This is a genomic window from Haemophilus paracuniculus, assembly GCF_002015115.1.
GTDB classification, from domain to species: Bacteria; Pseudomonadota; Gammaproteobacteria; order Enterobacterales; family Pasteurellaceae; genus Haemophilus_E; species Haemophilus_E paracuniculus.
Genome location: NZ_MUYA01000007.1, coordinates 1 through 19150 on the forward strand (window position 1 = coordinate 1; position 19150 = coordinate 19150).

Genomic DNA, 19150 nt, shown 5'->3' on the forward strand with positions numbered 1-19150 from the left:
AATATACAAGGGGGCAAAATAAGAATAATAAGGGACACAACCGTGTCCCTTGTTGATTTACACTATTTGTGTTGGTTTTTGTCCGCTAACTCTTTTTCGAGTTTGGGTAACACTTCTTCACGATACCATTTCGGGTGGTGTTTTTTCGCCCAGCGTACCGTTACCCAACCCTCGACCATTCCTCGGATCGAGCCTTTTACCCAGAATGCCATATAGATATGCACCATAATGCCGGTAAAGAGTAAGAAAGCGGCGGTTGAGTGAAGTAGGATCGCAATCCGAATCACAGGGATTGGGAAATTGTGTGAGAAGTATTGTCGCCACATAATCACGCCCGTGATAATCAAGGTAAACATTGCGAGGATCAGCGTCCAGAACAACATTTTTTGACCAAGATTATATTTGCCGTTGTCGGCAACGGCGTGTTCGTTTCCTTTCAATACTTCCACGATCCCTTTCGCCCAGCGAATGTCGTTCTTTTCGGGAATGTTGTGTCGCCAGTAAATTAACGCAAGAATAATAAAGGCGATAAACATAATAATTCCCGTGAACGGATGCACCGCTCGGGCGATTTGCGGGGTGCCGAGAATTTCGGTCAGCCACGCGAAATCAGGGAAGAAAAATGCAATCCCAGTAAACGCCGTTAAGAAGAATGAAATCACCAAAAACCAGTGGCTAAGGCGAGCTGGCGTTTTGTGTCGCACAATTTTGTGATCATTGCTGATCTTCATATTAGCCATTGTTGCCTCCTGTTGGGGTTTCCTCTTCTTCGTGTTCGTCCAGTTCTTCGGTGTTCGGCCCGATTGCCACATAGTGAGCAATTTCCGCAAGGGCTAAACCGCCCATTGCCACCGCAGCCACTGGTTTTAACACATCTTTCCAGAGTTTGACCGTTGGGTCGATTTGCGGATTTTTCGGCAAGCCTGAGTAAAGTTCTGGCTTGTCAGCGTGGTGTAACACATACATCACGTGCGTGCCGCCTACGCCCTCTGGGTTATACACGCCAGCGTTTTCGTAGCCACGGGTTTTGAGTTCCGCCACACGCTGTTCGCCGTAGTGCAACATATCTTCTTTGCTACCAAAGCGGATCGCCCCAGTCGGGCAGGTTTTCACGCAGGCAGGCTCTTGCCCCACATTGACACGATCAACGCAAAGGGTGCATTTGTAAACGCGGTTATCTTCTGGATTCATTCGTGGAATGTTGAACGGACAACCAGCGATACAGTAACCGCAGCCGATACATTTATCCGATTGGAAATCGACAATCCCGTTGGCGTATTGAATAATCGCCCCTGGTGATGGACAAGATTTCAAACAACCTGGTTCAGCACAATGCATACAGCCATCTTTGCGGATCAACCATTCCAAGCGGTCGTTTTCTTCCACTTCGTTGAAACGCATTACCGTCCATGCTTTGGCGTTGAGATCCGTTGGGTTATCGTACACGCCGACACATTTTTCAGGCTCGGCACGAATATCATTCCATTCGGAACAGCCCACCTGACAAGCCTTACAGCCGATACAGGTGGTAACATCAATCAACTTCGCCACTTCGATTTTGTGATCTCTGGCGTGTGGCGGTGGGGTTAGCCCTGAGGTTGCAGAGGCTTTGATAATATCTTGGGTATTTACACTCATCTTATGCCTCCACTTTTTCAACATTCACGAGGAATGATTTAAATTCAGGGGTTTGCGAGTTGGCATCGCCCACGAATGGGGTAAGGGTGTTGGCAATAAAGCCTTTTTTACCTACGCCCTCGTAGCCCCAGTGAATCGGGATACCAATGTGGTGAATATCTTTGCCGTTCGCTTTTAACGCTTTTAAGCGTTTGGTAACAACCGCCACGGCTTTGATGTAACCGCGATTTGAACTCACTTTGACGAGATCGCCGTGTTTAATCCCTTTTTCGTTAGCAAGGGTTTCGCCGATTTCCACAAATTGTTCTGGTTGAGCAATTACGTTGAGTAGTGAATGTTTCGTCCAGTAGTGGAAATGCTCGGTCAAGCGGTAGGTTGTGCCGACATAAGGGAACTGTTCCGCTTTACCCATTTGCTCTAAATCGGATTTGAACACCCGTGCCGCTGGGTTTGAAACTACATTCGGGTGAAGTGGGTTCGTGCCGAGTGGCGTTTCAAAGGGTTCATAATGCTCTGGGAATGGGCCTTCCGCCATTTTATCTAATGCAAACAAGCGACCAACACCCTCGGCTTGCATAATAAATGGCATTGTGTTTGCCCCTGGTGGTGCCATGCCGAAGTCGGCAACGTCCACATAGTTCCAGTTTTTACCGTTCCATTTGACGAGCTGGCGTTTTTTATCCCACGGATTGCCGTTAATGTCCGCCGAGGCACGGTTGTAAATAATACGGCGGTTCATCGGCCACGCAAACGCCCAACCGAGGGTATTCCCTAAACCAGACGGATCGGCATTATCACGGTTCGCCATTTGGTTGCCTTTTGGTGTCCATTGACCCGTGTAGATCCAACAACCTGCCGAGGTTGTGCCGTCATCACGCAGTTGAGCGAAGCTGGATAACAACTCGCCTTTTTTCACGATAATCTGACCGCTTGCATCGGTTAAATCTTCCAACGCATAGCCGTTGCTCTCTTTGGCGAGTTCATCTGGCATTGGGCTGTGTGGAATTTGATAATGCCATTGCATTGCCTCAAAGGATTCGCGTCCTTTACCGCCTTCTTCCTCGTAAAGTTCGAGTAAGGCTTCACGGATTCCTGCGAGAATTTCCACGTCTGGCAAGGCTTCGGCAGGGGCTTCTGACCCTTTCCAGTGCCATTGTAACCAGCGACCAGAGTTGGCGATTGAGCCATCTTCTTCCGCAAAACAGGTAGTCGGCAAGCGGAATACTTCCGTTTGAATGGATGCGGTGTCCACATCGTTCATCTCACCGTGATTTTGCCAGAACGAAGCGGTTTCCGTTGAAAGCGGATCCATTGTGATTAAGAATTTCAACTTGCTTAATGAACGCACCACTTTGTTTTTATTCGGGAACGAAGCCACAGGGTTAAAGCCTTGGCAGATATAGCCGTTTACTTTGCCCTCGTCCATCATTGAGAAGAATTTTAGTACATCGTAAGTGCCGTCCCATTTCGGCAAGTAATCAAAGCCCCAGTTGTTCTCTTTGGTGGCTTTGTCGCCGTAGAAGGTTTTCATCAAGCTGACGAAGAACTTCGGCGTATTTTGCCAGTAGTTTACTTGGTCAGGTTGGGTGGCTTTTGGCGTAACCGCTTGGATATATTGCTCATAAGTTGCCTCTTTTTCAGACGGCAAACGCAAATACCCTGGTAGGCTAGTAGAAAGCAAGCCTAAATCGGTTAAACCTTGAATGTTTGAGTGTCCACGCAACGCATTCACGCCACCGCCAGCCATACCCATATTACCGAGCAATAGCTGAATCATTGCCATTGTGCGAATGTTTTGTGCGCCGACCGAGTGTTGTGTCCAGCCTAACGCATAGAGAATGGTCATCGTTTTATCTGGCACGGCTGTTTTCGCCACTTCTTCGCAGAAGTAGAGGAAATCTTGCTGTTTCGTGCCACAAATTTGTTCAACCACTTCTGGCGTGTAGCGAGAAACGTGTTCTTTCAACAAGTTAATTACGCAACGAGGGTGTTGCAATGTCATATCACGTTTGGCGTAGCCGTTTTCATCGAATTGGTAGTTCCAAGTCGATTTATCATAACGGCGATTTTCCGCATCGTAGCCCGTGAATAACCCATCATTAAACCCAAAGCCCTCATCGACTAAGAAAGAAGCGTTGGTGTAGTTTTTCACATATTCGTGTTGGATTTTATCGTTTTCAAGCAAGTAACGGATCACCCCAGAAAGGAACGTAATATCCGTGCCTGAACGAATTGGCGAATACCAGTCCGCCACCGAAGCAGTACGGTGGAAACGTGGATCAACCACTAATAATTTCGCATTATTGCGTGTTTTGGCTTCAATCGCCCAACGGAAACCAACAGGGTGAGCTTCCGCCGCATTACCGCCCATTACCACCACAAGGTTCGCATTTTTAATATCGACCCAGTGATTTGTCATCGCACCGCGACCAAATGTTGGGGCAAGACTTGCCACCGTTGGTCCGTGTCAAACACGAGCTTGGTTATCGACCGCTAGCATTCCCAAGGATCTCGCCCATTTCTGCGTGAGTAATCCTGTTTCATTGCTAGACGCCGAAGCACAGAGCATTCCCGTTGTGAGCCAGCGATTGACCGTGACCCCTGCCTCATTTTTTTCGACAAAGTTTGCGTCACGGTCGGCTTTGAGATGTTTTGCAATCCGTTTAAAGGTTTCTTCCCAAGTTAAACGCACCCATTTATCCGAACCTGCGGCACGAAATTCTGGGTATTGCAAACGATTTGGACTATTAACGTAGTCTAACGCACCAGCCCCTTTCGGACATAATGCACCACGATTGACAGGGTGATCAGGGTCGCCCTCGATATGGAATAGTTTACTTTTCACATTGCGTGCGGTGTCGCCCATACTATACAGCAACATACCACAACCAACGGAACAATATGTACAGGTGTTGCGAGTCTCTTTGGCTTGCAACAATTTGTATGAACGAGGTGCTGCCAACGCCGTTGCTGGGGCAAAGCCCAACATCGCTGCGGACGTGCCCGCCATACCACCTGCACAGATTTTAAAGAACTTACGTCTTGAAATCTGCATAATCACTCCTAAACCGCCGAAGCGGTTACCACAAAAAACAAAAATTTAAGGCGAACCTCAAATAGATCCGTTATTATTCACGCCTTATCGCAAAAATCCATACAATCTTTGGGGTAAGGCTCGAAAAATTTCACGTTTATTTGATATAAGCCAAAAATTGAGCGTATTATACAAATTTTTAACAAAATAAACTACTTTTTAAAGAAAATGATGAACGCCACCACAACCACGCAAGCGGTACGATTACACCAAAATTTTACCGCTGAAATCGCAGAAGAAAGGTTAATTTGTGAAGTGCCAGTTGCCCTCGTTTACAACGGCATTTCCCATACCGTGATGATGTGTACCCCCACCGATCTCGCCGATTTCGCCCTTGGATTTTCCCTCGCCGAAGGCATTTTAGACAGCCCCTCGCAACTTTACGGCTTGGATATTGTGAAACAAGCGAACGGGATTGAAATTCAACTCGAAATCGCCAGCCGAGCCTTTGTCGCCCTCAAAGAAAAAAGACGCTCAATGGCAGGGCGGACGGGCTGCGGTATTTGTGGGGTCGAGCAGTTGGAACAGGTCAGCCAATGCAAAATTTTACCGAAATCCCACCGCTTGCAAGGGGTAGATCCTACCATTTTGGACGGCTGCCTCGCCCAATTAGAGCAAGCCCAACAGCTCGCCCACCAAACAGGGGCAAGCCACGCCGCCGCCTTTTTCAGCCCCGAGGGGAAATTATTGGCGATTCGGGAAGATGTAGGGCGGCACGTTGCCCTCGACAAACTACTCGGCTGGCACGCCAACGCAGGGCAACCCCTCGGCTTCGTGTTCGTTACCAGCCGAGCCAGCTTTGAAATGGTACAAAAATGCCTCGCCTGCGGCATTGAAATGCTTTGTGCTATTTCCGCCACCACCGAAATGGCGGTCAAACTCGCCCAACAGTTGGAATTTAGTTTACTGGCGTTTACAAGAAAAGGGCGGACTACGGTGTATAGTGGGGGGCATCGGGTAAATGGGGTTGCAAGCGGGTAGATTGTTGAAAATTTTAAAATCCTACTTCTTTGGATTGAGGGCAGATATAAAATCCGCCCCTACGAATGGTTATTTGCTCGGATAAATTCCCCCGTCATTTTGCGTTGAGCGGTTTCGTCAATTTCAAGGTCAATTTGTACTGTTTGAGCTTGCGAAGCAAGCGAGTTTACAAATTGACCGCCGAAATTAGAAACAAGCGAAACATCAGCAAAATGCTCGGGGTCGCCTTTCTTTGCCTACTTTCTTTGGCGAAGCAAAGAAAGTAGGAACTAACAAGGGGTAGGATTGTTGAAAAATTCACTTTGGATTATTATTCTACCAAACACGATATTTCCCAAAATCCCACCCCTTGCCAATAAAAAAACGGACACTTTGTGTCCGTTTTTTAGCTTAGAACAAAATTACAAATCGTCAATCACGACATAAATTTTGTTTACTGGGCCGTGTACGCCGACGACTTTGATTAGCTCAATGTCGGCGGTGGCACTTGGACCTGAGATGATGTTTACGCAAGAGGGCATTCTTTCGCCGTTTTGGGCTTTGTCGTGCAGGATTTTTGCCAGTTGTGCCACGCGTGGTAACACGGTGCTTTTGCGTAATACTACGATGGATTTTTCAGGTAGCAAGCTCACGGAACGACCAAATTCCTTGTCGGAAAATAGTACGATACCGCCCGATTCTGCTAAACCATATTCGCCGTAAACGATACCGATATTGGCGTTGGCGGCTTTGTTTAAGTTTTCTGCCGATTGGTTGAAATCCCACACATAGCTGTCGCTGTATTTGGCTTGCACCGCTTGGGTAATGCCGAGATCCGCGAGGCGTTGATCGTTGTTTAAGATTACGCTACCACCACCATATTTTTCGCATAATTCGAGGATTGTGGCGGTTAAATCGGCTTCTTTTACTTCGGCAACATCCACCAACATCACTTTGGCGAAGTCGATAAACTCTTGGCAGAGTTGGGCTTGGCTACGATCCGTCAAGCGGGTGGTTGGGTGATTATTTACCAAGGTTGGCATCGGCTCTGGCACGAGTTGGCGAGGTCTGCCCATTCTTTCGGCTAACTTGTTTAAAAAGTTTTCACGATTTTGTAAATCCAACATTAGTTTTTCCCTCTTTTTTCAAACCATTCACGGAAACTTTCGCCCTCTGGGGTTGGTAGATCGCGGGCTTTTGTCCATTCTGCTAATGCACCCACTTGAATTGGGGCTTTGCCATTTTTGATGAATTTCGCCGCCACTTTCGCCCCGACTTTCATTCCCACTTTCCATAAAGTTGGGTGTGAGTTGGCGAAGTTGAAACCGAAGATCGATAAACGTTCTGCGGCTGGGGTCATTCCGCTTTGGGCGATATGCTCACGGTGTTTGAGGATCAACTGGGCGAGTGGAATTTTCACTGGGCAAACCGAGTTACACGCGGTACAAAGCGAGCAAGCGTATGGCAACTCTTTAAACTCTTCGTAGCCACCGAGTAACGGCGAAATCACCGAGCCGATTGGGCCTGGATAGATTGAGCCGTAGCCGTGTCCGCCGATTTGACGGTAAGCAGGGCAGGTGTTCAAGCACGCACCGCAACGGATACAACGTAAAACTTCTTTAAATTCGCTCTCTAAAATTTTTGAGCGACCGTTATCCACGATCACAAGGTGGAATTCTTCTGGACCGTCTGTTTCACCGTCAAGACGAGGGCCGGTCAGCCAAGTGTTGTAAGCGGTCAGTTTTGCCCCCACCGCACTACGGGCAAGCATTGTGATAAGCACATCAACTTCTTGGAAAGTTGGGGCTAAACGTTCCATACCCATTACGGCGATGTGCGTTTTTGGCACGGTGGTGGCTAAACGTAAGTTCCCTTCGTTGGTAACGAGACAGACTGAACCCGTTTCTGCCACGGCAAAGTTACAGCCACTGATCCCAATATCGGCTTCCAAGAAATCTTTGCGGATCACTTGGCGAATGAAAGCGGTCATTTCCTCCGGGGTTTCTGAACCGTTGTAGCCGAGCTGTTCGTGCAATTCTTGGCGGATTTTGTAGCGGTCTTTGTGGATCGCTGGCACAACGATGTGAGAAGGTTTGTCGCCTACGATTTGTAGCAAATATTCGCCCAAATCGGTTTCAACCACTTTCATTCCCTCTTTTTCTAGCACTTCGTTCAAGCCGATTTCTTCGGTTACCATTGATTTGGATTTTACGATTTTTTTCGCTTGTTTTTCGAGTGCCACTTTGCGGATATAAGCGGTCGCTTCTTCGGCGGTTTCTGCAAAATAGACGTGTCCGCCGTTTTGGTGGACTTTTTCGCTTAATTGATAGAGGTAGGCATCAAGGTTGGCGAGAACGTGGTTACGGATCTGCTTGGCAAGATCACGCCACTCTTCCCAGTTGCCTAATTCATTGACCATTTTCAAGCGGTTTGCCCCGATAGTTTCTTGGGCTTTTACCACCGCTTTACGCATCATTTCGTTTTGGATTTGGTTATCCACACGAACTTTGAACGCAAGATTACTGGTTTTTAAAGACATTTTAGTTACCCTCCTGCATTAACACTTCGGCGATGTGCATTACTTTCACTGGATTGCCTTCACGGCTTAAACGTCCGCCGATGTTCATTAAACAGCTTACGTCTGCTCCGATCAGGTAGTCAGGGGTAACTTCGGTTAAGTGTTCCACTTTTTCGGTTACCATTTCGCCTGAGATTTCTGCCATTTTGACCGAGAATGTACCACCAAATCCGCAACAGGTTTCTTGGTTGTGGATTGGCAATAATTCTAAGCCTTGCACGTTTTGAAGTAGGGTAATCGGCTCGTCTTTAATGCCTAATTTGCGGAAAAGACTGCAAGAAGGGTGGTAAACCGCTTTGCCGGTTAATTTCGCCCCAACGTTGGTAACTTTGAGGGTATTAACGATAAAATCGGTTAAATCTTTGAAACGATCCGCCACTTTTTGTGAGCGTTTTGCCCATTCGGTTTCGCCGAAACGTTCAAACAGTTCTGGGTAGTTTTTGATCGCATACACACAAGAGCCTGCTGGGGCAACGATAGGATAATCATTGACTTCAAAGGTTGCCACGAGGTTTTTCATTCCCTCTAAGGCTTGTTTGGTGTAGCCACTGTTGATCGCAGGTTGTCCACAACAACCTTGCTTTTCAAGGAAGATCACGTTACAGCCTAATTTTTCAAGCAAGAGAACGGTGTTTTTTGCCACCCCTGCTTTCATTACGTCTGCGATGCAGGTAACGTAAAAATTGACGTTCATAGGAAACTCCAACAAATAAAAGAATAAAGAAAGATCGGAAAACGCCCAACGTGAAGCTGGGCGTAAAAATTTCATTTAATCATACCGCTTACAGGGTATAGAAAATTGGCACGATAAAGAGTGCTGCCACGGCGGTAATGATACCATAGACCACCATTGGTACGACAGTTTTCTTGATGATTGTACCCTCTGCGTTCACGATACCTAATACAGAACATACCGCTACGATGTTGTTGATACACACCATATTACCCATTGCACCACCCACAGATTGAGTTGCGAGGATTAAGGTGCTTGAAATGCCGGTCGCTTGGGCGGTGGCTAACTGTACGCTACCGAAGGTTAAGTTCGATACGGTGTTAGAACCCGAGAAGAACGCACCCACTGCACCGAGGAATGATGAGAAGACTGTCCAGTATTCGCCAGTCGCTTGGGCGAAGCTCGTACCGATGATTTTCACCATTGAGTTATCGCCGCCGATCTTCATCAAGCTCACCATAATTAACGCACCAACAAGGGCGATAAATGGTTTTTGCACTTGTTTGGCAGAGGTCGCAAAAATATCTTTCACTTTGCTACCTGATACGGCAAACACAGGGATTGAGATCAACACTGCTACTACGAATGGGATTAACGCAGGCACATAGAGTAATTTATAACTTGTGCCTACTGTCGTGCCGAAGATGTTTTTGAGGCTGAAAATCAAACCGTTACTGATCTCAAAGTTACCGAATGAACCGAGTGAGCTTGAAATCCAAGCGGTTGCATCGTTCAACATTGCTTTGAGTGGAAGCTGTTTGATACGGGTGATGATTAAGATACCTACTAATAATGCCGTTGGGAACAACGCTTTTGCCACTTGTGCGGTGGTTACGCTATCTTTACCTTCAAGGGTATTTTCCACTTTGGCAAGACCGATACCTTTGTTCGCCACGAATACAGAAATCAATAAGCCGATTGCACCCGCGACTAATGAAGGGAATTCATAGTTGAATTGTGCAATGATGAAGTAAGGCACAACGCAAGCGAAGATACTGATGAAGATAAACACGATGTTGTCGCGGATTTCTTTACCAGACACGATTAAGCGTAACGCCATTACAGGGATCACGATTGCCGCTAATGAGTGAATTAACGCGGTGATTTGCCCCACTTGAAGAATTTGATCATCGCTGATTAAGCCGTCTTTTAATAAGCCACCGAAACCGAACCACGTTGGCGTACCTACCGCACCAAATGAAACTGGCACAGAGTTCATTACCAACGCAAGCATTGCGACTTGTAATGGTTTAAAGCCTAAACCCACAAGGATAGGGGCGGCGATTGCCGCTGGCGTACCGAAACCACTCGCACCTTCAATCATAAAGGCGAATGCCCAACCGATAATCATTAACTGTGCGACTGGGTTCGGGTTGATGTTGCCCAACCATTTGCGTAATACATCGGTTGCACCTGAAACTTCTGAGAAGCGGTTAAATAAAATCGCCCCAAAGATAACGGTAATCGGCGTTAAAACATCACCAAGGCTTGAAACCACGTTCGCTGCCACAAGGGTGAAATCGCTACCGAAATAGAATAATTGGATCACTAACACTAACGCTGCAATGATTGGCAATGCAATGTAAGATGGAAGTGCGTTGCGTTTTACCATCAAATAGATCAGTAAAACGATCGGAAAGATACTAAGAAAAAGAGCCATAAGCTACTCCCTGATATTTGTAAATATAACGTTTTAAGTATGACGTGTTGTCACGGGGCGAATTATAGAGAGGAACTTTTTAAAAAAATAGAACGAATGTTTTAAATTATGAAGTAGATCACGCTTTTTCTTGCTTTTCGCTTAAAAAAACATCAACAATTTTAACAAATTTGTAACTTTGTTAGCATTTTGAGGTCAGAAGTGCCATTACAAGGGGGGGGATAACGCAAATTTTTGTAAAAATTTAACAACAAAAGTGCAGAAATTTTGAAGGATTTTTCAAAAATACGATCTACTTCAAATTTTCTTAAAGTTAGCTATGCTAAAATTCCCCTCGAAAATTGGAAAGCACATCATCAAGTCAATCAGCTGTAAGGAGGCAATGATGTATAAACATATCTTAGTAGCCGTAGATCTTTCCGAAGAAAGCCTCATTTTGTTACGCAAAGGGGCGAAATTGGCAGAGCAGTGTGGGGCGAAGTTATCGTTGATCCACGTGGATGTAAACTTCTCGGATCTCTACACGGGGTTAATTGATATCAATATGTCTTCTGTGCAAGATAGTGTTGGTGAAGAAAACGCCAAAGCCTTAGAAAATTTAGCAAGCAAAGTGGATTACCCCGTTTCCGAACGCTTAAATGGGGCAGGGGATTTCAGCCAAGTGCTTGAAGATGCGTTGCAAAAATATGATGTGGATCTCTTAATTACAGGGCATCATCAAGATTTTTGGAGCAAGTTTATGTCTTCGACTCGCCAACTAATGAATTCCGTTTCAGTGGATATGTTAGTTGTGCCGTTAGAAAACAGCTAATTTTGTCATTGAACTGACTGCATTAGGATTTTGCCAACCGCTTCAAGGACGAATAGACTTGCAAGCGGTTGTATTTTATAAAATTTTTGTAAAAAATGTGATTTTTGCTAAAAATAAGTGGTCGGGATTAACATTTCAAGGCAAATTATGTGTAGAATAGCAAGGTTATGTATGGTTAGAGGGATTTTAACCGTATTGTTTCAAAATCTTACCTATTGAATGAGAATGTTTAATGAAAACGACTTCACAAATTAGACAATCCTTTTTGGAATTTTTCCAAAGCAAAGGGCATACAATAGTACCAAGCAGCTCGCTAGTACCAGAGAATGACCCAACATTGCTATTCACTAATGCAGGAATGAATCAGTTCAAAGATCTGTTTTTGGGATTAGAGAAACGCAATTACACACGAGCAACGAGTTCTCAACGTTGTGTGCGTGCAGGCGGTAAGCATAATGACCTTGAAAATGTGGGTTATACCGCTCGCCACCATACTTTCTTTGAAATGCTCGGTAATTTCAGCTTTGGCGATTATTTCAAACAAGATGCAATTAAATTTGGTTGGGAATATCTGACCTCACCTGAATGGCTCGGTTTACCAAAAGAAAAATTATGGGTAACCGTGTATGAAACCGATGATGAAGCCTACGATATTTGGCATAAAGAAGTCGGGATTCCAGCGGAACGCATTATCCGCATTGGCGATAACAAAGGTGTGCCTTATGCCTCAGATAACTTCTGGCAAATGGGCGACACGGGACCTTGCGGGCCTTGTACCGAAATTTTCTATGATCACGGCGATCATATTTGGGGTGGACCACCGGGGTCGCCAGAAGAAGACGGCGACCGTTATATCGAAATTTGGAATATCGTCTTTATGCAATTTAACCGTCAAGCGGACGGTTCTATGGAAAAATTGCCGAAGCCGTCCGTGGATACGGGAATGGGCTTAGAGCGTATCAGTGCCGTGTTGCAACACGTTAATTCCAACTACGAAATTGATATTTTCCAAACCCTCATTAAAGAAATTGCGAAATTATTAAACGTAACGGATTTAGATAATAAATCGTTGCGTGTAATTGCTGACCACATCCGTTCTTGCTCTTACTTAATTGCAGACGGTGTTGTGCCATCTAACGAAGGACGTGGTTATGTACTTCGCCGAATCATTCGCCGTGCGGTTCGCCACGGTAACTTGCTCGGGGCGAAATCAGCGTTTTTCTACCAATTAGTGCCAACCCTTGCCAAAGCAATGGGGCAAGCTGGCGAGGTTTTAACGCAAAAACAAGCTCACATTGAGAAAACCCTCAAAGCGGAAGAAGAGCAGTTTGCTCGCACCCTTGATCGTGGTTTGGTGTTGCTTGATGAAGCCTTAGCCAAAGTTGAAAATAATCAGCTTTCTGGCGAAGTGGCGTTTAAATTATATGATACCTACGGTTTCCCGCTCGATTTAACCGCTGATGTGTGCCGTGAGCGTAATATTTTGATTGATGAAGAGGGCTTTAACCGTGAAATGACCGCTCAACGTGAGCGAGCCAAAGCAAGTAGCAACTTTGGTGTTGATTACAATAATGTGATTAAAGTTGAAGGCTCAACGGAATTTAAAGGGTATGAAACGACCCAAGCTGAAGCCACGGTGGTCGGATTATTTAGTAATGGCAAAGCGGTGGAACGTATCCACTCTGGCGAAAGTGCTGTTGTGATTCTTGATTGCACGCCATTCTACGGCGAATCAGGCGGTCAAGTGGGCGATAGCGGTTACATTTCCGCAGAATTAGCGAAATTCCGCACGAACGATACGCAAAAATATGGTCAAGTCTTTGGGCATATTGGTGTGTTAGAGTCAGGCGAGCTAAACGTTGGCGACAAAGTTTTTGCCGAAGTGGATGCACAACGCCGTCAAACCATTACGCAAAATCATAGTGCAACGCACTTGTTACATTCTGCTCTTCGTCAAGTGCTTGGCGATCACGTTGCTCAAAAAGGATCGTTGGTCTCTGAACAGAGTTTACGTTTCGACTTCTCTCAACCAGAGGCGATTAGCAAAGCTCAGTTGGAAGAAATCGAGCGAATCATTAACCGTAAAATCCGTGAAAATATCGTGGTTACCACCGAAGTAATGGATTTAGAAACGGCAAAACAAAAAGGTGCAATGGCACTGTTTGGCGAGAAGTATGGCGATAAGGTTCGTGTGGTGGAAATGACAGAATTTTCCATTGAACTTTGTGGCGGTACGCACGTTAAACAAACGGGGGAAATTGGCTTATTTAAGTTTATTTCCGAAGGTGCTGTCGCTGCGGGGGTTCGTCGTGTGGAAGCCGTAACAGGCGAAAATGCGATTAACTGGTTACATCAACAACAGCAAGTTGTACAACAAAGTGCCGAGTTATTGAAAGCAGATAGCGGTAGTTTAGTTGAAAAAATTACCCAACTGCAAGATAAGACCAAACGCATTGAAAAAGAGTTACAACAGCTAAAAGACAAATTGGCAAGCCAAGCAGGCTCTGAACTGGCGAAACAAGCAACCCAAATTAACGGGGTAAGTGTGGTGGTTCAGAAGTTAGAGGGCGTTGAGCCAAAAGCCTTACGCACAATGGTTGATGATCTCAAAAATCAACTTGGCGAGGCGGTGATTGTCTTTGGGGCAACGGCGGAAGATAAAGTGAATCTGATCGTTGGTGTTACCCAAACGCTTACAACGAAAATCAATGCGGGTGAACTCGTAGGTGCTATGGCACAAAAAGTAGGTGGAAAAGGTGGCGGTCGTGCCGATATGGCAATGGCTGGTGGTTCAGAGCCTCAAAACCTTGAAACCGCATTACAATTTGCACAAGAATGGATTCAAGCAAAACTCTAATAATAACAAGCAGTAAGGCAAAATGATTTTGCCTTACTTATTAGGATTTATGAATCCTAATAATTGCTTTTTAAAGGAGGCTAAATGCTTATTCTAACAAGAAAAATTGGGGAGAGCTTGCTGGTCGGTGATGATGTGGAAATCACTGTCCTCAACATTCGAGGTGGTCAGGTCAAATTAGGTGTTAAAGCACCGAAGGACGTTTCGGTGCATCGAGAAGAGATTTATCAGCGTATCAAAGCGTTAGGTGAACAGCATCAGCAAATTGAGCAATAAGTCATAAAAGGAAATATTATGAGTACATTAACCTGCTTTAAGGCCTATGACATTCGTGGACAATTAGGCACAGAACTCAATGTCGATATTGCATACCGAATTGGACGTGCATTTGGGCAATTTTTACAGCCTAAAAGCATTGTGGTCGGTGGCGATGTGCGTTTAACCAGTAATGAATTGAAAAGTGCGGTAACAAACGGGCTTCTCGATTCAGGCGTGGACGTGATCGATCTCGGTCTAACAGGAACGGAAGAAGTTTATTTTGCGACTTCTTTCCTTAAAACAGACGGTGGTATTCAAGTTACCGCAAGCCACAACCCAATGGATTACAATGGTATGAAATTGGTGCGTGAAGGTTCTCGTCCAATTAGTGCAGATACTGGTCTTGCTGACATCCAACGTTTAGCCGAGGAAAACAATTTCCCTGCGGTAACTAAACGTGGTACTTATACGCAAAAAAGCGTGCAAGGCGATTATGTTGAGCATTTGTTGTCTTACATTGATTTATCAAAATTGACCCCGAAAAAATTGGTCATTAACTCAGGTAATGGTACGGCTGGGCATATTATTGATGCGATTGAAGCACAATTTAAAGCACGTCAAGTGCCGGTCGAGTTTATCAAAGTGCATAATAACCCAGATGGTAATTTCCCGAATGGTATCCCTAACCCAATTCTGCACGAAAACCGCCAAGACTCAATTGATGCAGTGTTGGCAAATAAAGCAGATATGGGCGTAGCCTTTGATGGCGACTTCGACCGCTGTTTCCTCTTTGATGAAAAAGCGGGCTTTATCGAAGGTTACTATGTAGTTGGCTTGCTTTCACAAGCTTTCTTACAGAAAAACAAAGGGGCGAAAGTGATCTACGATCCTCGCCTCGTATGGAACACCCAAGAATTAGTTGCAGAAGCAGGTGGTGAAGCGATTGTGTCAAAATCAGGGCATTCTTTCATTAAAGAAAAAATGCGTGCGGTTGATGCAATCTATGGTGGCGAAATGTCAGCTCACCACTACTTCCGTGATTTCTTCTATTGTGATAGCGGTATGATCCCGTGGTTGCTTACCCTTGAATTGTTATGCACCACAGGTAAAACATTAAGCGAATTAGTGGGCGAACGCCTTGAAAAATTCCCGTCCCCAGGTGAAATCAACAGCAAATTAAGCGATGCGAAAGCAGCGATTGAGCGTGTGAAAGAAGCCTATAAAGACGGTAAGGTGGATACCCTAGACGGCATTAGCGTAGAGTATGAAAACTGGCGTTTCAATTTACGCAGTTCCAATACCGAGCCAGTGGTTCGTTTAAACCTCGAAACCCGTGGCGATAAAGTGTTAATGCAACAAAAAACCGATGAAATTTTGGCGTTATTGCGTCAGTAATGGTAAAAATTTCATTAAAACTAACCGCTTGCAAAGGCAGGCGGTTTTATTCTATTTATCAATAAGGATTTTCTAATGAAAGTGATTATTCCTGTGGCAGGGCTTGGTACGCGTATGTTGCCTGCAACCAAAGCCATTCCAAAAGAGATGCTGACCATTGCAGATAAACCCCTCATTCAATATATCGTGAATGAATGTGTGGCAGCTGGTGTGAAAGAAATTGTACTGGTTACCCACTCTTCCAAAAATGCCATTGAAAACCACTTCGATACCTCTTTTGAATTGGAAACAATGCTCGAAAAACGGGTAAAACGTCAATTACTGGAAGAAGTGCGTTCTATCGTGCCGAAAGATGTAACCCTAATGCACGTTCGTCAAGGGCAAGCAAAAGGTTTGGGACACGCGGTATTATGTGGTCGTGCCGTGGTAGGCAATGAGCCTTTTGCGGTGGTGTTGCCTGACGTGCTTTTGGCTCACTTTACCGCCGATCAAAGTAAAGAAAACTTAGCGGCGATGATCAAACGCTTTAAAGAAACGGGTAACAGCCAAATTATGGTTGCCCCAGTGCCGAAAGAGGATGTGAGTAGCTACGGTGTTGCCGACTGTGCAGGGGCGGAAATCCCAGCGGGTCAAACGGCGAAAATCGTGAAAATGGTGGAAAAACCAAGCGTAGAAGAAGCCCCGTCAAACCTTGCGGTGGTTGGGCGTTATGTGTTCTCGGCAGCAATTTGGGATTTATTAGAAAAGACCCCAATCGGCGTGGGCGATGAAATCCAATTAACCGATGCGATTGATATGCTGATCGCCCAAGAAACGGTGGAAGCCTTTAATATGACGGGCGAAACCTTCGACTGCGGCGACAAACTTGGCTATATGGAAGCCTTTGTGGAATATAGCTTGAACCACGAAAAATTTGGCGAACAGTTCAAATCTTACCTCAAAAAACTCGCTAAAACCCTCTAATATTCAGAAAGACGCAATTTTTTGCGTCTTTTTTATCTTTTCGGATCTTCCAATTCATCAATTGCCACCAAACAACGTTGTTTGCGAAATTCCGTTTCCGCTAACTGGGCTTGCAATAACGCCCGTTGTTCTTCCTGTTGTTCCCCATAAATTGCCTCACTCAGCCAGCCAAGTTTTTCATTTAAGGCTCGCAGGGCTTTTCGATATTCCACCAAGCGTTTTTCTTTGGGTAGCGAATGGACATTGCGAGGAAAGCGGTAAGATGAATGAAAATTTGGACGTTCGGTGTGCTTTTTTTCTAAACGGCTTATCGCTTTTTTTAATGCGTCAAACTGTTTTAATAACCGATCAGCATAAAATTGGGCGTAATCCACGTTTTGCTGTTGGCGTAATTGTTGAGCTGTTTGACGAATTTCTTCCACAAAAAAGCTCACTTTGTTTTCTTCTTGACTAAAAATTTTGCCGAAAACCACCGCTTGTTGGGTTAAAAAAGGGGAAAATTGAGCGAGTTGTTGTTCAATTTGTTGTAAAAATGGTTCCATTTGGGCTGTAAAAATTGGCGTAAAGGCGACCGCAATTATAGAAAATTTGCCCGAAAAAACCAAACAAAGCCTAAAAAATAGACATTGATTTAATTTATTTGTAAAAATGTGAGCAAGATCACAAAAATTTTGAACTTTTTTGCATTTTTAGTTTACATCAATAACTAATGGTAAAATCGTTAAAAATCAATAGGTTGCAAAAGTTTAATTTGGCGTAAAAAAATCAAAAAAGAAATGAAAACGAAGTGGCATTAAAACGGGATTTGTTTAACTTGTTGTTTTTAAAGGGAAAATTTTGATTGTTGCAATGCTTATGTAAACTCTTGACACAAAATAACGAAGTTGGCATTATGCCACCCGCAATCAGATGACACCTCGCGTGTTCTTGATCGGGAATTACTCTTACACCTTAACGAGGGTAATTTTTAACTAAACTAAAATTAAACTAAGGTGAACATTATGAAAAAAACTCTTGTTGCATTAGCAGTAACCGCATTCGCAGCGTCAGCATCAGCTTTAACTGTGTATGAAAAAGATGGCACAAACGTTCAATTTGACGGTTCTTTACGTTTGTTATTAGACAACTCTAAACCAGAGGGTCAGCGTGCTCACTCAAATTTAAAAAATGACGGTTCACGTTTTGGCGTGCGTGTGAAACACGATATCGCGGAAGATTTCTTTGCACTTGGTCGTTTAGAACTTCGTTTCAATGGTGCTTCTGATAAAAAAGGAAGCGATGAATTTGGAAGCCTCTACGCTCACCGTGCTTATGTAGGTTTAGGTAGCAAACAATACGGCGAAGTAACTTTCGGTCGTCAAGTAACTATCGGCGATGACATCGCACGTGCAGGTTTCGATAATACCTACTGTGTAACTAAAACCCCATTAACAACCGATGGCAAATCAGTAATCCGCTATGACTACAAAGGTGTTGAAGGTTTACAAGTGGGTGTAGATTACCGTTTTGCAGAAGATCGTAAAGACGGTGAAGTTGTAGATGGTAAGTTAAAAGCAGGTTACGGTGCTGGTGCAATCTATGAGTTTGGTGTTGGCGAAGGTCAATCAGCAAGCGTTGCAGCGGGTTATACTCGTGATAGTTTCGCAACTGGCACTAACAAAAAACACTACCGTGATGCAGCAATGGCTGGTGCAAGCTACACTATCAATGATTTAACCTTAGCCGCTGACTATGGCTACGAATCAACCAAAAACGGTGATGCAAAACGTGGTCGTGAACACGGTTTCCAAGTGGGTGCGAAATATAAAGTAACCCCACAAGCAGCGGTATATGGTAACTACTTGTTCTTAGTAGGCAAAAATAACGCTGGTGATAAGAAAGATGCAGCTGGTAATGCTATCACATCAAAAGAGAACCGTGCTAACAAATTTATGTTAGGTGCAGAATATCAATTCCACAAACAAGTTAAAGCGTTCGTGGAAGGTAAAGTGGAAAAAATCAAATACACTTATAACGACAACAGCACATCTCGTGCAACAGATCGTAGCGTAGGTGTAGGTTTACGCGTATTCTGGTAATCAACCCTAACGAATTAAGTTAAAATTCGTATCAAGAAACCAACAACTTCGGTTGTTGGTTTTTTTATTGTCTTGCAAGCGGTGGGATAGGGTGAAATTTTTCAATATCGCACCGCTTGCTGAGA

The 19150-nt window shown here is 44.7% G+C and carries 15 protein-coding genes; 7 read left to right on the forward strand and 8 right to left on the reverse strand.

Annotated elements, in window-relative coordinates:
• Positions 1-62: 62 nt before the first annotated feature.
• Genes B0187_RS05035 through fdnG form a run of 3 tightly spaced genes read right to left on the reverse strand, consistent with a single transcriptional unit; the run spans position 63 to position 4693 of the window.
• A complete protein-coding gene (locus tag B0187_RS05035; protein ID WP_078236775.1) occupies positions 63-740 on the reverse strand; it encodes a formate dehydrogenase subunit gamma in 678 nt (225 codons plus the stop codon).
• On the reverse strand, positions 733-1638 hold the full coding sequence (gene fdxH, locus B0187_RS05040; RefSeq protein ID WP_078236776.1) for a formate dehydrogenase subunit beta: 906 nt from the start codon (positions 1636-1638) through the stop codon (positions 733-735). Before fdxH ends, B0187_RS05035 begins: the two co-directional genes overlap by 8 nt.
• A 1-nt stretch (position 1639) precedes the next feature.
• Positions 1640-4693, reverse strand: a complete 3054-nt coding sequence (fdnG, locus tag B0187_RS05045) for a formate dehydrogenase-N subunit alpha (RefSeq protein ID WP_143413762.1) — start codon at positions 4691-4693, stop codon at positions 1640-1642.
• A gap of 210 nt (positions 4694-4903) precedes the next feature.
• Here fdnG and fdhD point away from each other — a divergent pair, with 210 nt between their 5' ends.
• Positions 4904-5713, forward strand: coding sequence for a formate dehydrogenase accessory sulfurtransferase FdhD (fdhD, locus tag B0187_RS05055; RefSeq protein WP_078236779.1), 810 nt, complete (start codon positions 4904-4906; stop codon positions 5711-5713).
• A 401-nt stretch (positions 5714-6114) separates the two neighbouring features.
• Here the strand turns inward: fdhD and B0187_RS05060 are convergent, their stop codons facing one another.
• The 4 genes from B0187_RS05060 to B0187_RS05075 form a co-directional block, all read right to left on the reverse strand.
• Entirely contained in the window at positions 6115-6816 is a 702-nt protein-coding gene (locus tag B0187_RS05060; RefSeq protein ID WP_078236996.1) for a LutC/YkgG family protein, read from the reverse strand.
• Between the two features lie 2 nt (positions 6817-6818).
• Positions 6819-8231, reverse strand: a complete 1413-nt coding sequence (locus tag B0187_RS05065) for a LutB/LldF family L-lactate oxidation iron-sulfur protein (protein ID WP_078236780.1) — start codon at positions 8229-8231, stop codon at positions 6819-6821.
• Between the two features lies 1 nt (position 8232).
• Positions 8233-8964: a (Fe-S)-binding protein gene (locus B0187_RS05070; RefSeq protein WP_078236997.1), complete on the reverse strand. Its 732-nt coding sequence runs from the start codon at positions 8962-8964 to the stop codon at positions 8233-8235.
• An 88-nt stretch (positions 8965-9052) separates the two neighbouring features.
• The gene (locus B0187_RS05075; RefSeq protein ID WP_078236781.1) at positions 9053-10663 is read right to left on the reverse strand and encodes an L-lactate permease; all 1611 of its coding nucleotides are present in this window, start codon (positions 10661-10663) and stop codon (positions 9053-9055) included.
• Between the two features lie 385 nt (positions 10664-11048).
• Between B0187_RS05075 and B0187_RS05080 the strand changes: the two genes are divergently transcribed.
• From B0187_RS05080 to galU, 5 genes are all read left to right on the forward strand, one after another.
• Positions 11049-11474 (forward strand): universal stress protein, encoded by a 426-nt coding sequence (locus B0187_RS05080; protein WP_078236782.1) that lies wholly within the window; start codon positions 11049-11051, stop codon positions 11472-11474.
• A gap of 232 nt (positions 11475-11706) precedes the next feature.
• Positions 11707-14331, forward strand: coding sequence for an alanine--tRNA ligase (gene alaS, locus B0187_RS05085; protein WP_078236783.1), 2625 nt, complete (start codon positions 11707-11709; stop codon positions 14329-14331).
• Between the two features lie 84 nt (positions 14332-14415).
• Complete coding sequence (csrA, locus tag B0187_RS05090; RefSeq protein ID WP_078236784.1) at positions 14416-14607, forward strand: carbon storage regulator CsrA; 192 nt, start codon at positions 14416-14418, stop codon at positions 14605-14607.
• Between the two features lie 18 nt (positions 14608-14625).
• Positions 14626-15984 (forward strand): phosphohexomutase domain-containing protein, encoded by a 1359-nt coding sequence (locus B0187_RS05095; RefSeq protein ID WP_078236785.1) that lies wholly within the window; start codon positions 14626-14628, stop codon positions 15982-15984.
• A 75-nt stretch (positions 15985-16059) separates the two neighbouring features.
• On the forward strand, positions 16060-16947 hold the full coding sequence (gene galU, locus B0187_RS05100; RefSeq protein WP_078236786.1) for a UTP--glucose-1-phosphate uridylyltransferase GalU: 888 nt from the start codon (positions 16060-16062) through the stop codon (positions 16945-16947).
• 32 nt (positions 16948-16979) lie between these two features.
• Here the strand turns inward: galU and priC are convergent, their stop codons facing one another.
• Positions 16980-17489, reverse strand: coding sequence for a primosomal replication protein PriC (gene priC / locus B0187_RS05105; protein WP_078236998.1), 510 nt, complete (start codon positions 17487-17489; stop codon positions 16980-16982).
• Positions 17490-17948: 459 nt separating this feature from the next.
• Between priC and B0187_RS05110 the strand changes: the two genes are divergently transcribed.
• A complete protein-coding gene (locus B0187_RS05110; protein WP_078236787.1) occupies positions 17949-19025 on the forward strand; it encodes a porin in 1077 nt (358 codons plus the stop codon).
• The last annotated feature ends 125 nt before the right edge of the window (positions 19026-19150 follow it).